The 13,648-nt window shown below is 57.9% G+C and carries 16 protein-coding genes and 2 tRNA genes; 12 read left to right on the top strand and 6 right to left on the bottom strand.

The genetic code is table 11. From position 1 onward, the window contains the following. Positions 1-84: 84 nt before the first annotated feature. Both ACIOWE_RS02545 and ACIOWE_RS02540 read left to right on the top strand, forming a co-directional pair. On the top strand, positions 85-903 hold the full coding sequence (locus ACIOWE_RS02545; RefSeq protein ID WP_401386966.1) for a shikimate 5-dehydrogenase: 819 nt from the start codon (positions 85-87) through the stop codon (positions 901-903). Between the two features lie 183 nt (positions 904-1,086). Beyond that, positions 1,087-1,605, top strand: coding sequence for a cupin domain-containing protein (locus tag ACIOWE_RS02540; RefSeq protein ID WP_401386963.1), 519 nt, complete (start codon positions 1,087-1,089; stop codon positions 1,603-1,605). 172 nt (positions 1,606-1,777) lie between these two features. Here the strand turns inward: ACIOWE_RS02540 and ACIOWE_RS02535 are convergent, their stop codons facing one another. Further along, positions 1,778-2,422 (bottom strand): YceH family protein, encoded by a 645-nt coding sequence (locus ACIOWE_RS02535; protein WP_201237581.1) that lies wholly within the window; start codon positions 2,420-2,422, stop codon positions 1,778-1,780. Positions 2,423-2,547: 125 nt separating this feature from the next. On the opposite strand from ACIOWE_RS02535, the gene ACIOWE_RS02530 reads away from it, so the two are divergent. Continuing rightward, the gene (locus tag ACIOWE_RS02530) at positions 2,548-3,057 is read left to right on the top strand and encodes a DUF1993 family protein (protein ID WP_123529389.1); all 510 of its coding nucleotides are present in this window, start codon (positions 2,548-2,550) and stop codon (positions 3,055-3,057) included. A 160-nt stretch (positions 3,058-3,217) separates the two neighbouring features. Here ACIOWE_RS02530 and sstT read toward each other — a convergent pair whose 3' ends face one another. Further along, on the bottom strand, positions 3,218-4,450 hold the full coding sequence (gene sstT / locus ACIOWE_RS02525; RefSeq protein ID WP_201237583.1) for a serine/threonine transporter SstT: 1,233 nt from the start codon (positions 4,448-4,450) through the stop codon (positions 3,218-3,220). Between the two features lie 337 nt (positions 4,451-4,787). On the opposite strand from sstT, the gene ACIOWE_RS02520 reads away from it, so the two are divergent. Further along, positions 4,788-5,951, top strand: a complete 1,164-nt coding sequence (locus ACIOWE_RS02520; protein ID WP_401386959.1) for an MFS transporter — start codon at positions 4,788-4,790, stop codon at positions 5,949-5,951. Here the strand turns inward: ACIOWE_RS02520 and nhaR are convergent. Further along, on the bottom strand, positions 5,946-6,845 hold the full coding sequence (nhaR, locus tag ACIOWE_RS02515) for a transcriptional activator NhaR (RefSeq protein WP_201237585.1): 900 nt from the start codon (positions 6,843-6,845) through the stop codon (positions 5,946-5,948). The two genes, ACIOWE_RS02520 and nhaR, sit on opposite strands and share 6 nt — an antisense overlap. 143 nt (positions 6,846-6,988) lie before the next feature. On the opposite strand from nhaR, the gene ACIOWE_RS02510 reads away from it, so the two are divergent. Both ACIOWE_RS02510 and ACIOWE_RS02505 read left to right on the top strand, forming a co-directional pair. After that, complete coding sequence (locus tag ACIOWE_RS02510; RefSeq protein WP_201237586.1) at positions 6,989-7,231, top strand: hypothetical protein; 243 nt, start codon at positions 6,989-6,991, stop codon at positions 7,229-7,231. Positions 7,232-7,260: 29 nt separating this feature from the next. Then, positions 7,261-8,010: a TerC family protein gene (locus ACIOWE_RS02505; protein WP_401386956.1), complete on the top strand. Its 750-nt coding sequence runs from the start codon at positions 7,261-7,263 to the stop codon at positions 8,008-8,010. Between the two features lie 246 nt (positions 8,011-8,256). On the opposite strand, the gene ACIOWE_RS02500 is transcribed toward ACIOWE_RS02505, so the two are convergent. Beyond that, complete coding sequence (locus tag ACIOWE_RS02500; RefSeq protein ID WP_401386953.1) at positions 8,257-8,424, bottom strand: hypothetical protein; 168 nt, start codon at positions 8,422-8,424, stop codon at positions 8,257-8,259. Positions 8,425-8,658: 234 nt separating this feature from the next. Here ACIOWE_RS02500 and ACIOWE_RS02495 point away from each other — a divergent pair, with 234 nt between their 5' ends. From ACIOWE_RS02495 to ACIOWE_RS02485, 3 genes are all read left to right on the top strand, one after another. Continuing rightward, positions 8,659-9,330, top strand: a complete 672-nt coding sequence (locus ACIOWE_RS02495) for a peptidase C39 family protein (RefSeq protein WP_401386950.1) — start codon at positions 8,659-8,661, stop codon at positions 9,328-9,330. 88 nt (positions 9,331-9,418) lie between these two features. Continuing rightward, positions 9,419-9,625 (top strand): DUF6021 family protein, encoded by a 207-nt coding sequence (locus tag ACIOWE_RS02490; protein ID WP_401386947.1) that lies wholly within the window; start codon positions 9,419-9,421, stop codon positions 9,623-9,625. Positions 9,626-9,637: 12 nt separating this feature from the next. Continuing rightward, positions 9,638-9,844, top strand: coding sequence for a hypothetical protein (locus ACIOWE_RS02485; protein WP_401386944.1), 207 nt, complete (start codon positions 9,638-9,640; stop codon positions 9,842-9,844). A gap of 53 nt (positions 9,845-9,897) precedes the next feature. Here the strand turns inward: ACIOWE_RS02485 and pbpG are convergent, their stop codons facing one another. Further along, a complete protein-coding gene (pbpG, locus tag ACIOWE_RS02480) occupies positions 9,898-10,836 on the bottom strand; it encodes a D-alanyl-D-alanine endopeptidase (RefSeq protein ID WP_201237592.1) in 939 nt (312 codons plus the stop codon). 230 nt (positions 10,837-11,066) lie between these two features. After that, positions 11,067-11,921, bottom strand: coding sequence for a bifunctional methylenetetrahydrofolate dehydrogenase/methenyltetrahydrofolate cyclohydrolase FolD (gene folD / locus ACIOWE_RS02475; protein WP_201237593.1), 855 nt, complete (start codon positions 11,919-11,921; stop codon positions 11,067-11,069). 275 nt (positions 11,922-12,196) lie between these two features. Here folD and ACIOWE_RS02470 point away from each other — a divergent pair. The 3 genes from ACIOWE_RS02470 to tig all read left to right on the top strand — a co-directional run. Then, positions 12,197-12,273: transfer RNA gene (locus tag ACIOWE_RS02470), tRNA-Arg, on the top strand. 32 nt (positions 12,274-12,305) lie between these two features. Beyond that, positions 12,306-12,381, top strand: a tRNA-His gene (locus tag ACIOWE_RS02465). Between the two features lie 401 nt (positions 12,382-12,782). Continuing rightward, positions 12,783-13,648, top strand: an 866-nt coding sequence (gene tig / locus ACIOWE_RS02460; RefSeq protein WP_401386940.1) for a trigger factor, incomplete at its 3' end; no start/stop codon positions are given.

Below are 13,648 nucleotides of genomic sequence, written 5' to 3'. Positions count from 1 at the left end.
TACAGACAGGCCGCTATGATCGTTCAGAACCCGATGGGCTGGCTAATCCCGTCCATCCGAAAGTGCGTTTGAAGGAGAAGTTTCATGCAGATGAATCCGAACAAAGACACCCAGCTGTGCATGTCCCTGTCGGGACGTCCGGGGAATTTCGGTCTGCGTTTTCATAACCATTTGTATGAGCAGTTGGGCCTGAATTTCTACTACAAGGCCTTCAGCAGCCAGGACCTGACCGGTGCGGTCGGCGGGATTCGGGCGTTGGGCATCCGTGGCTGCGGCGTGTCGATGCCGTTCAAGGAAGCCTGCATCGCGCTGGTTGATGAGTTGGATGCATCGGCGGCGGCGATCCAGTCGATCAACACCATCGTCAACACGAATGGCCATCTCAAGGCTTACAACACCGATTACATCGCTATCGCGCAGTTGTTGGAAACCCATGCGGTGCCCAAGGATTCGACGTTTGCCCTGCGCGGCAGCGGCGGTATGGCCAAAGCGGTGGCCAGCGCGTTGCGTGATGGTGGTTATAAAAACGGTTTGATCGTCGCTCGAAACGAGCGCGCCGGTCGCGCGCTGGCGGACTCGTTGGGCTATCGCTGGCAGGCTGAATTGGGCGGCGAACGTGTGCAGATGCTGATCAACGTCACCCCGGTCGGTATGGACGGCGGCCCGGAAGCGGGGCAACTGGCGTTCGAGCCTGAGGTGATCAAAGCGGCGGATACGGTGTTTGATGTGGTGGCGATTCCGTCGGAAACACCGCTGATCGTGCGCGGCCGGGCCGAAGGCAAACGGGTGATTACCGGGCTTGAGGTGATTGCGATCCAGGCGCTGGAGCAGTTTGTGTTGTACACCGGGGTGCGGCCGACTGAGGAGCAGTTTCAGGCGGCGGTGGCATTTGCCCGCAGCTGACTTCCTGGTTTTTTGTTGATTTGGCGGGCCTCTTCGCGAGCAGGCTCGCTCCCACATTGGAATGCATACGCCTGTGGGAGCGAGCCTGCTCGCGAAGGCCGCCCCTCGGTTGCAAATTTCGATTGCCTATACTGCCTCACCAGCAAGCCAAGACTTGCCCACTCACAAAAAACCGAGGTCAGCATGCATCCGCGCATCCTCAATCTGCATCAGGTCGAACTCGAACCGCTCCCGCAAGCCCTGGCGCCAGAAGGCGAAACCGCCGGGCGCTACCAGCAACGCAGCGCCCGGATCGGTCAGCGACTTGGTGCGCAAAAACTCGGATATCGGTTGTATGCGCTGCCGCCGGGCATGCGTGGCAGCCCGTTTCACAGTCATCGGGTCAATGAAGAGATGTTCTATGTGGTGGCCGGGGAGGGCGAGGTGCGCCTCGGCGCCGAGCGTTTCCCTATCCGCACGGGAGACGTGATCGCCTGCCCGGCGGGTGGCCCGGAAATGGCCCATCAGATCATCAACACCAGCCAGGCCGAACTGCGTTATCTGGCGGTGAGCACGCAGCAACAGCCGGACATCTGCGAATACCCGGATTCGAACAAGTACGCCGTGATGGACAACTTCAGTGTGGATGCTGAGGGCAACGCCTCAGGTTTCGTCGCCGTGGCGCGGCAGGCGGATGGTGTTGATTACTGGGATGGCGAATAGCAGCGAACGCTGATTTTGCTGTGAATGAGCTTTTTGTGGCGAGGGAGCTTGCTCCCGCTGGGGCGCGGAGCGGCCCCCTTTCGAGGCAACCCTGTTTACAGGTTGACTGACATTACGACTGCTTCGCAGCCGAGCGGGAGCAAGCTCCCTCGCCACAGAGTTTGATCGCCGGTTATTCGAGGCGCGCCAGGCGTTCTTCCAGCGCTGCAATCCGCGCTTCCAGTTCTTCGATGCGTTCCACCGAAACACCACCGCTGGCACGTTCCCCCGGATTCTGCCGCGCCGACAAAATTGCCTCGATGTCCGCCGGATCACCCAACGCATGGGTATAACGATCCTCGCGCTGCCCCGCCTGACGCGGAATCAACACCGCCAAGCCTCGTGCGATCAGGCGCTCAAGCTGATGCACCACCTGCTCGGCATCTTCGAAATCATGCATGCGCCCGCTGCGGGTGAGCAATTCGTTGATGGTTTGCGGGCCGCGCAGAAACATCAGGCCACTCAAAATCACCTGCGCCGGCACCAGTTCCAGCGCCTTGTCGACCTTGTGCTCCCAGCGGTCGGCGCGACTGCCCATGACCAGTTTGGCGAAACCGCGACCTTCGAGGGCGCGCAGGCTCTGGCCGACCTGACCCTGAGTGAGGTTCATCACCGGTTCACGGCTGGTCTTCTGGTTGCAGGCTGTGACCAGCGCGTTGAGGGTCAGCGGATAGGTTTCCGGGCTGGTCGCCTGTTTCTCGATCAGCGAACCCAAAATACGGATTTCCGTGGCGTTGAGCCGTGGCTCGTCAAAGGTGGATTCTTGTTCGGTGGTCATCGCGCGTTCCCTTTGCAGTCGAAGGCGCCTAGCCTAATCCTTGCCAAACAAAAGGCAAGCCGTGTGGTCATCAAGCATGGCTATAATCGCCACCACGTTCCACCCAGCCACTACACGAGACTGCCATGACCATTTCCCTGTACGCCGCATCCGTCCCGGTTTTTCAACAAATGCTCAACGCCCTGAGCGATGTCCTGAAAAAGGCTGAAGCCCACGCCACCGAGAAAAACATCGACCCGAACGCCTTCCTGCAAGCGCGCCTGTACCCGGACATGTTCCCGCTGGTGCGTCAGGTACAGATCGCGGTCGACTTCGCCAAAGGCGTTTCTTCGCGTCTGGCTGAAGTCGAAGTGCCGAAGTACGACGACACCGAAACCACCTTCGCCGAGTTGCAAGCGCTGATTGCCAAGGTCCTGGCCTACATCGGCGAGATCAAGCCTGAGCAGATCAATGGCAAGGAAGGCATCGAAATCGTTACCCGTCCAGGCACACCAAAAGAGAAGCGCTTCAGCGGCCAGGCTTACCTGCTGACTTACGGCCTGCCGCAGTTCTTCTTCCACGTCACCACCACCTATGCGCTGCTGCGTCATAACGGTGTTGAAGTGGGCAAGCGCGATTACATGGGCGCGTTCTAAACCGCCCGGTAACAAAAAGCCCCGCCAAGGTTCACACCTTGGCGGGGCTTTTCATTTTCCATTGTGGGAGCGAGCCTGCTCGCGAATAGGGTGCCAGGCGACATTGGTGTCTGCTGACACACCCCTTCGCGAGCAGGCTCGCTCCCACAGGGGTTGGCGGTTACGCAGTGCGTTGAGCTTTCGCTTCTTCACCCAGGCAGGCCGCTGCGGTAAACAGCACATCAGTCGACGAGTTCAGCGCGGTCTCCGCCGAGTCCTGCAGCACACCGATGATGAAGCCGACCGCCACCACCTGCATGGCAATCTCGCTCGGAATACCGAACAGGCTGCACGCCAGCGGGATCAGCAGCAGCGAACCACCGGCCACACCCGAAGCGCCACAGGCACAGATCGCTGCAACAACGCTGAGCAGAATCGCCGTCGGAATGTCCACGGCGATGCCCAGCGTGTGCACGGCAGCCAGGGTCAATACGGTGATAGTGATCGCCGCGCCTGCCATATTGATGGTCGCGCCGAGCGGAATCGACACCGAATACGTATCTTCATGCAGACCCAGACGCTTGCTCAATTCCAGGTTGACCGGAATGTTCGCCGCCGAACTGCGGGTGAAAAATGCGGTGATACCGCTTTCGCGCAGGCACTTGAGGGTCAGCGGGTAGGGGTTGCGACGCAGTTTCCAGAACACGATCAGCGGGTTCATCACCAGCGCCACGAACAGCATGCAGCCGAGCAGCACTGCCAGTAGATGCGCGTAACCGATCAGCGCACCGAAACCGGAAGTCGCCAGCGTCGAGGCCACCAGGCCAAAAATACCCAGTGGCGCGAAGCGAATGACCACGCGCACGATCACGGTGACGCCGTTGGACAGATCACCCAGCACTTCGCGGGTGGTGTCGCCGGCGTGGCGAATCGCGATGCCCATGCCGATCGCCCAGGCCAGAATGCCAATGAAGTTGGCGTTCATCAGCGCGCTGACCGGGTTATCGACCACGCTCAGCAGCAGGCTTTGCAGCACTTCGCCGATACCGCCCGGAGCCGTGACGGCAACGTTGTCGGTGGACAGCACCAGATGCGACGGAAACGCCATGCTGGCAACCACGGCCACCACCGCCGCAGCGAACGTGCCCAGCAAATACAGAAACAGAATCGGCCGGATGTGGGTTTCCTGGCCGTGTTTGTGGTTGGCAATCGAGGCCATCACCAACACGAACACCAGAATCGGCGCGACGGCTTTCAATGCCGAGACAAATACTTTGCCGATGAACGCCGTGCCTTTCGCCGCTTCCGGGGCGAACAGCGCCAACGCAATACCGGCGATCAGGCCGATCAGGATCTGCGTGACCAGGCTGAGGTTTTTCAAGCGTTGCAATAGAGAAGGGGATGAAACGGTCATGACGGCATCTCTGATTTTTTATAGGGTGCAAGGTTGCGCAAAAACCGGTGGCGAAACGGCGGCAGGCCACAGGCACGAACCCAAAGGGTGACGCGACATCAACGCCATTAAACTGGTCGTTGAACAGGGTGTACGTTTTGCAGGGCGCGGACTTTATCACAGCGTAGGCCTTATCCTTCAGGCATGTGACGATCTGCCACCCGATCGACAGACAAGATAGACAGGTTTGTGCAACTCAGTCCGGAAACACTCTGTTAATATTCTCCATCCTCATTTTCAAGTTCTGCCAGCGGGCCTTTCGGTCATCGCTGGTGTCGTCGTTTTGCTGGAGTTCCCCATGCTGTTGCCCATTCTTCTGTTGTCTGCCGCCGGCTTCACGGTGCTGACCACAGAGTTCGTCATCGTCGGCCTGCTGCCGGCGATTGCCCGAGACCTTGAGGTCACGATCCCGCAGGCTGGTCTGCTGGTGACTCTATTCGCTTTTACCGTGGCGATGTTCGGCCCTTTCTTGACCGCATATTTCGCCCGCTTCGAGCGGCGCAAACTGTTTATCACCATTCTGATCATGTTCGGTCTGGCCAATACCGTGGCCGCGATGGCGCCGAACATCTGGGTGATGGCCATTGCCCGATTGATCCCGGCACTGGGGTTGCCGGTGTTCTGGGCACTGGCCAGTGAAACAGCGGTGGACATCGTCGGCCCGGACTACGCCGGTCGTGCAATTGCCAAGATCGGCTTTGGCATTGTCTGCGCGACGGTGTTCGGTATTCCGGTTGGCACGCTGATCTCCGATGCGTTCGGCTGGCGTAGTGCCTTCGGCATTCTCGCGTTTATCGCGTTTGCCAAAGCGCTGTTGTTGTTTGTTTACCTGCCCAAAACCGATCTGCATCAGCATCAGGTGAGCTTCCGCTCACAGTTCAAGATCCTGCGCAGCCCGTTGATGATCGGCCACATCGTGCTGTCGATTCTGGTGTTCAGCGGCATGTTTACCGCCTACACCTACCTGGCGGACATTCTTGAGCGTCTCGCCGGTTTCAACGGCACGGTGGTCGGCTGGTGCCTGATGGGCTTCGGTGCGGTCGGCTTGATCGGCAACTCGTTGGGTGGCCGTGCCGTGGACCGGCATCCGCTGGGGGCGTCGGTGTTGTTCTGTGCGTTCATGATCGCCGGCATGGTGTCGCTGGTGCCGAACATTCATTCGCCGTTGGGGTTGGCGGTGGCGATGGGCATCTGGGGCGTGACCCAGGCGGCGTTGTTCCTGGTCAGCCATGTGCGTTTGATGAAAGCGGCGCCAGAAGCGCCGGCCTTTGCCGCCTCGTTGAATATCGCCGGGGCCAATCTGGGCATCGGCCTGGGCGCAATGATCGGTGGTCGGGTCATCGACAGTGCCGGGCTGGGCTTCCTCGGGTTCGCCGCTGCCGGATTCATTCTGCTCTCGGTATTCCTCGCCATGGTGTTGATGACGCTCAAGCCGCGCGAAGTGTGCGCAGAGGCCTCATAACGCGGTAAACAGCTCGCGTCGGGCACCTTCGGTAATCGCAACGATGCCGGGGTGCTTGACCTTGCGCTCCACCGAAATGGCGTAAAACGACTCGGTCACGGCATCGGTCTGGCCAATCAATTCAACGCCGTACTGGCGTTTCACTTCATCGGCAATCACGCTCGGGCCGATAAAAATCCCGCTGCCGGATTGGCCGAATGCCTGCATCAAGGCACTGTCATCGAACTCGCCGACGATTTGCGGCTGGATCTGCTGCTCGGCAAACCAGCGCTGCAAACGACTGCGCACCACGGTTTCCGCCCCGGGAATCAATAGCGGCGCGCCGTGCAGGCTGCGCGGAAAGTCCTGCCCGTAGCGCTCGGCCAGTTCCGCGGTGGCGAAGAAACTGATCCCGCACTCGCCGAGCTTCTGGCTGTAGCCTTTGATGTCGAGGTGCGACGGCATCGGGCTGTCGGAAATCACCAGATCGAGGCGCTGAATCGCCAGGTCCGCCAGCAAACGTTCGAGTTTGTCCTCGCGACAGGTGATGCGCAGCGGCTCGTTGAGCTCCATGGTCGGCGCAATCAGGCGATAGACGATGGATTTTGGTACTACGTCCGCCACGCCGACACGGAACAGGATCTGCTGTTCGTTGGGCTGGGCGCGCAGCATCAACTCCAGCTCGCCGCCCAGCTGAAACATCTGCTCGGCGTAGGGCAGGGCCTGGCGCCCGGCTTCGGTGAGTTCAAGTTGCCTTCCCACTCGTTTAAACAAATCGATGCCGTAGGTCTGTTCGAGCAGGGAGATCTGTCCGCTGATGGTCTGTGGTGTCAGGTTCAGTTGCTCGCAGGCACGCACGATGCTGCCAGTCTTGGCCACCACCCAGAAGTAATGCAGTTGTCGATAATTAAGCATCGGCGCGTCCTTGTTGCGTGGATTCGTAAAAAACGAAGTATAGACGGTAAAAATACGAATTTTCCTGAAGTGTTCGCTTCTCTAGAATGCCCAGCCATCGACGGCCGGTCTGTGACCCTGTCTATTCATTCGAAGGAAGCCCCATGAAATACACATTCCCTGCGTTGTTGTTTACGTCTTTACTGGTTCTGTCCGGTTGCGATCAGGCCGAGAAAAGCGCCCAGCAGTTGATGGGCAAGGCGGCCGAGAGTGCCAAACAGGCCATCGACGATACCCATAAAGCTGCCGAGCAAGCGCTCAGCGATGCCACTGGCGGGCTGATCGAGAAAAAAGAAACCCCGGAAAAAGACTCGGAAAAATCCGAATCTTCCTCCAAGACCATCTAATTCGTCTTACACAGAGTCAGGACTGACCCATGGAATATCTGTTAGAACTCGCCGCCAGCCCCACCGCCTGGGTTGCTTTGGCCACACTGGTGGTGATGGAGATCGTGCTTGGCATCGATAACCTGATCTTTATCTCGATCCTGACCAACAAACTGCCCGAGCAGCATCGCCAGAAGGCTCGCCGCATCGGTATCGGCATGGCGTTGATCCTGCGTCTGGCACTGTTGAGCACCATCGCCTTCATCGTGCAGTTGACTGCACCGGTGATCGAGATTCTCGGCCAGGCGTTCTCCTGGAAGGACATGATCCTGATCGCTGGTGGTCTGTTCCTGGTGTGGAAGGCAACGACGGAAATCCATCACAGCATGGACCCGGCGCCGGAAGATCCGAAGTCGGCTACTTCGACGGTGACCCTGGGCTTTGCCGCCGCTATTGGCCAGATCCTGATGCTCGACATGGTGTTCTCGATTGACAGCATCATTACCGCGGTCGGCATGACCGAACACTTGCCGATCATGATTATCGCGGTGGTGGTCTCGGTGCTGGTGATGTTGCTGGCGGCTGATCCACTGGCCAAGTTCATCAACGACAACCCTACCGTGGTGATGCTGGCCCTGGGCTTCTTGATCATGATCGGCATGACGCTGATCGCCGAAGGCTTCGGCGCCCATGTACCGAAAGGTTATGTGTATGCCGCGATGGCGTTCTCGGCGGCGATTGAGGTGTTGAACATGATGTCGCGTCGGGCTCGGCAGAAGAAAGTGGCTGAGCAGGCGTAAACGCTGAAAGTGCAAAAACCGCCTGAGCTCATGGAGTTCAGGCGGTTTTTTTCGGTTCAGGATTTGTGCTGCGGGTAAGGTCCAGCCCCTCACCCCAGCCCTCTCCCGAGGGAGAGGGAGCCGATCTTTTGTGATTTTCAAACCTGAGTTCGACTCGCTATTTCAAGTCGATGTACTTCGGATGAGCACCTCGGTCAGTCCCCTCTCCCTCTCGGAGAGGGTTAGGGTGAGGGGCTTTTGCTTTCTTTAGTGCGCAGTCGCGTGGCGAACGCGTTGCTTTTCAACTTTTTCAATTGGCGTGGTGGGAGCCGGATGATGATGACGCCGCGCAACCCGCAACACCCCCCACAGCATGGCGGCGGCAACCGCCAGCCAGCCGGCAATCAACATTACGATGGTCATGGTCAGGCTCATCTGTGCCTCCTCTTTGCCCTGCATCGGGCGCACGCTTTTTCAATTCGCTCTATTTCAATGACAGTCTAGCCAATGCCGTGTTTCAGGCTATTGACCAAAGGTCGGTGGTGACCAATCAGTTCGCTCTATGTAACCGATGCGTCTACGGTTTAGAGCTATACCGCAGCCGTTCGCGGCCCTATGATCGCTGGCGTTGCCGGAACACGATGACCGGCGTCTGAATAGAGAGTGACGATGGTCCAGGTATTTTCTCGAATTCGTGCGGCGCTGCTGCTGGCTGGTTGCGCAGTCGTGTTGGCCGGTTGTGCGGGCAGTGTGGCGCCAGAGGTCAAGCGTCTGCCTGAGCGGGTCGAGCTCAGTGGCACGTTCTATCGGGGCGAAGCCAATCAGAGTGCGCCGCAAGTGTTGGCCAGCCTGTTGTCGCAGCAAGGCATCGTGATAACGCCGGGATTGCTGGAAAAACCGCTGCACTTGCCAGGTGCTGAAGACAAGTTGCAACAGAATCTGCAGAACCTCGCTCGCGAATACGGCATGGTCGTGTATCCGCTGGACAAGAATCTCCCGGCTTTGCTGACGCAGGTTGCCGCTGGTTATCCGGTGATGGTGCGGTTCAGCGAAGGTTCGGCATTCTGGGCTGAACCGCGTTACGCGATCCTGTCCGGCTACGACCGTAACAAGCAGAAAGTGCTGCTGCGCGCCGGCATGAACCGCCGCGAACTGATGAGCTTCAGCGCTTTCGAGTCGGCATTCGAAAAGTCGGGTGGCTGGGCCATATTGATTCAGAAGCCTTCGCAGATCCCGGCGGATGTTGATCGGCAGCGCTGGTTGAAAGCCGCAGATGAACTGGCTCAGGCCGGTCAGGAAAACGAAGCGGCACAGGCGAAGAAGGCGCTGGCAGCGCACTGACATTCCGTTCGTCAATTGCCGGGCACGACTGCGTCCGGCAAGCCTCAGATGAATATGGCCGGTTTTCGCGGCTGAATCAGGAGGCGACATGACAGATTCCCCATTCCCGCAAGGCCCGCATTCTTCCGAGCATTCCTCTGGCGATGACTTGGGATTTGACCCGGATTCGCCGGATGTCGCTGATCCGCAAGTCGATCCCATTGGCCCCGCCAAAGCCCCAAAAGATCTGAAACCCGGTGAAGACGAGAAGAAACCGGGCAAACCCTACGACCCGTTAGCCGATCTGAAACCTTGATGTGAGGTGCGTATGAGTACCGATTCAAGCTTCGATGACCAAAAGCCCGACAGTGTGCCTACGACCCTGGAGCCAGAAGTTGATCCAGTACTGGATCCGGACAGCCCGCTACGTGATCCATTGGCGCGGCCCAATATCATGACGCCCGAGCCTGTGCGGGATCCCAGCAAAGGCGATGGCATCCCCGATGACGACAAAATGCCACTGCCGAACGACTGATTCATAGACGAAAAAAAGCCCCGAAAATTCGGGGCTTTTCTTTGTGTGACGGCTTACTTGGACGCTTCAACCACGCCGCTCTGGCGCGCCTTGAGGTTTTTCTCGGCTTTGTATTGCTGAGCTACCGCCGGAACACTGGCGCTCTTGCCGGTTTCCATCCAGCTGCGAATGCGACTGGCATCGGCAAAATGCGTGTACTTGCCAAACGCGTCGAGAATCACCAGGGCCACCGGGCGGTTGCCCATCTTCGTCACCAATACCAGGCAATGCCCGGCGGGATTGGTGAAGCCGGTTTTGGTGATCTTGATGTCCCAATCGGCTTTATTGACCAAGTGATCGGTATTGCGAAAGCCCAGGGTGTAATTGGGTTTGCGGAAAGAAACGGTTTTTTCCTTGGTGGTGGTGAGTTCACTGAGGATCGGATATTTGCTCGCGGCCACCAGCAACTTGCTCAGATCGCGGGCAGTGGAAACGTTGCGCTCCGACAGACCGGTCGGCTCGACGTAGTGGGTGTTGGTCATGCCCAGTGCCTTTGCCTTGGCATTCATCGCCGCGATAAAGGCGACATATCCACCCGGATAGTGATGCGCGAGGCTGGCGGCCGCACGGTTTTCCGAGGACATCAGGGCAATCAGCAGCATCTCGCGGCGCGGCAGCTCACTCTTCAGTTTGACTCGGGAGAACACGCCCTTCATTTCCGGCGTGTGGCTGATATCGACATCGATCCATTCGTCCATGTTCTGTCGGGCTTCAACCACTACCAATCCAGTCATCAGCTTGCTGACGGAAGCGATCGGTACGATCACGTCAGGGTTGCTGGAGTAGATGACTTTGTTGGTCTGCATATCCATGAGCAGGGCGCTGCCGGAAGCGATCTTCAGTGTCGAAGCGTCACGTGGGGCAGCGGTGGTTTCCGCAGCGTTGATCGTTGGCGTGATGAATGTGCCTGTAAAAGCAAAAAACAGGCTCAGAATCGAAAGACGAATTTTCACGCGGGCGAACTCATAAAGGTTGGATATTCCGTTAGTTTGTAACGGGTTATTTCTTAAGACCGGCGCATTTTAGGAGTATGGCTGAAGAACTGTCGATGGTTGTTTGGATGACCTGAAAATCTCGTGAAAAGGCCTGAAAAAAGAGTGGTTTCCGGCGAACGGTTAGTGTTTTTTCTCATGCACAAAAAACCCCGCACGAGGCGGGGTTCTTGTGCAGCTGAAAATACGTCTTAAGCGTGCAGGGTTTCCGCCGCATAAAGGGTATTTTCCAGCAGGCAGGCGCGGGTCATCGGACCGACGCCGCCCGGGACCGGAGTGATCCAGCCGGCGCGAGGCAGGGCGGTTTCGTAGACAACGTCACCGACCAGTTTGCCGTCGTCCTGACGGTTGATGCCGACGTCGATGACGATCGCGCCTTCCTTGATCCACTCGCCCTTGACCAGGCCTGGCTTGCCGGCAGCCACAACCACCAGGTCAGCACGGCCGACGTGGCCGGCCAGATCCTTGGTGAAGCGGTGGGTCACGGTCACGGTGCAACCGGCCAGCAGCAGTTCCATCGCCATCGGGCGACCGACGATGTTGGAAGCGCCGACAACAACTGCGTCCATGCCATAAAGATCAGCACCAGTGCTTTCTAGCAAGGTCATGATGCCTTTAGGTGTGCACGGGCGTAGCAGCGGAATGCGCTGGGCCAGGCGACCGACGTTATAAGGATGGAAACCGTCGACGTCTTTGTCCGGGCGGATGCGCTCCAGCAGTTTGGAAGCGTCCAGATGCTCAGGCAGTGGCAGCTGAAGCAGAATGCCGTCGATCGCCGGGTCGTCATTGAGACGATCGATCAGATCGGTCAGCGCCTGCTGAGTGGTTTCAGAGGGCAGGTCGTAGGCTTGAGAGAGGAAGCCGACCTCTTCACAGTCTTTACGCTTGTGCGAGACATAAACCTGAGAGGCAGGATCGCTGCCGACCAGGATCACCGCGAGGCCGGGAGTGCGCAGGCCTTGCTGGCGACGCTCGGCAACTCGTTTGGCGATCTGCTGGCGCAGGCTGGCGGCGATCGATTTGCCGTCGATTAGTTGTGCAGTCATTGCGCGTGATTAACCATCGAGAGGGGAAAAAAAGAGAACGCATTCTCGCATGTCGAGCGGTGAGGGCAAAGGCGCTTGGTCAGCAAATTCCCCTAACTCCTTTAATTAAATGAATTTTTTTCAAAAATCATTTGACGACCTTTGGAGCGCTCTATACTATTCGTCGCACTTGTCGGGCACAGCCTAGCACTGGTTAAGAAGGTGATGCGGAATCAACGTTCTGCAACACTGGAAAGCACTTAGTTTGTAGTCCTTTAAGAGTACAGATTAATAAGGCGCCCGTAGCTCAGCTGGATAGAGCATCCGCCTTCTAAGCGGATGGTCGCAGGTTCGAGTCCTGCCGGGTGCGCCATTAGGCAGCATTGGCACAAGTAGCGCGATATGGTGGGCGTAGCTCAGTTGGTAGAGCACGGGATTGTGACTCCCGTTGTCGTGGGTTCGATCCCCATCGTCCACCCCATATTTCGAAAGGCGCCAGATTTAACAGTCTGGCGCCTTTTTTGTTTTAGCGGTTTGGAAACCTGGCGAATGCCGGTTTCGAGTCGCAGGAGCAGGGCGCTTCGTCGTATTTTTGTTGCTCGATGATGCTGCGCTGCTCGCCGGGCTTGCTTGCAAGGTCGGACGTCAGGGGTGAATGACCTTCTCCTCTATATATAGAAGAGGTTGGTGCAGAGCCCTGGCGTGATTGGTTGTATTCGCCTGTGGGGCGCGAAGCATCTTTGCGTCGCCCCCTATAAATTGCCTGCTGTTTTTTTACCCGTTTTCAGTAGGGTGACTTCTTGAGTTTGACCCACTAGAATGCATGCCCTTGATTCTGGGGTCGGAAACGGCCGGCTAACGTCTGTGCAACGAGGAATATCCATGCAAGTTTCTGTTGAAAATACTACTGCTCTTGAGCGCCGCATGAGCGTCACCGTGCCGGCTGAGCGCATTGAGAGCCAGGTCAACAAGCGTCTGCAGCAGACTGCCCAAAAGGCCAAGATTGCTGGCTTCCGTCCAGGCAAAGTGCCAATGAGCGAAATCAAGCGCCGTTTCGGTGCTGATGCTCGCCAGGAAGCTGTTGGCGATGTTATCCAGTCCTCCTTCTACGAAGCAGTGGTTGAGCAAAAGCTGAACCCGGCGGGTTCGCCTTCGATCGAGCCCAAGTCGCTCGAAGCTGGCAAGGATCTGGAATACGTTGCCGTATTCGAAGTGTTCCCTGAGTTCACCGTTGCCGGCTTCGAAGGCATCACCGTTGAGCGCCTGAGCGCTGACGTGGCTGACGCTGATCTGGACAAGATGCTCGACATCCTGCGCAAGCAGAACACCCGTTTTGAAGTGGCCGACCGCGCTGCCCAGAACGAAGATCAACTGAACATCGATTTCGTTGGCAAGGTTGACGGCGAAGTATTCGCTGGCGGCTCCGCCAAGGGCACTCAGCTGGTGCTGGGTTCCGGCCGCATGATCCCGGGCTTCGAAGAAGGTCTGGTAGGCGCGAAGGCTGGCGAAGAGCGCGTTCTGAACCTGACCTTCCCTGAGGACTATCAGAACCTGGACCTGGCTGGCAAAACTGCCGAGTTCACCGTCACTGTAAACACCGTTTCCGAGCCAAAACTGCCTGAGCTGAACGAAGAATTCTTCGCTCAGGTCAGGCAGTTTTGGGTGGGAAAAGGGGGTTACAGTGACGGTGGACTGGGGGGTGTTGCGAGGCAGGGGCTGGTTGTGTTAGTGGTCTGGGTGGGTGTGGG

This window comes from Pseudomonas sp. NPDC087598, assembly GCF_044743525.1.
Taxonomy (GTDB): domain Bacteria; phylum Pseudomonadota; class Gammaproteobacteria; order Pseudomonadales; family Pseudomonadaceae; genus Aquipseudomonas.
This window is presented reverse-complemented; position numbering and strand designations above follow the sequence as displayed.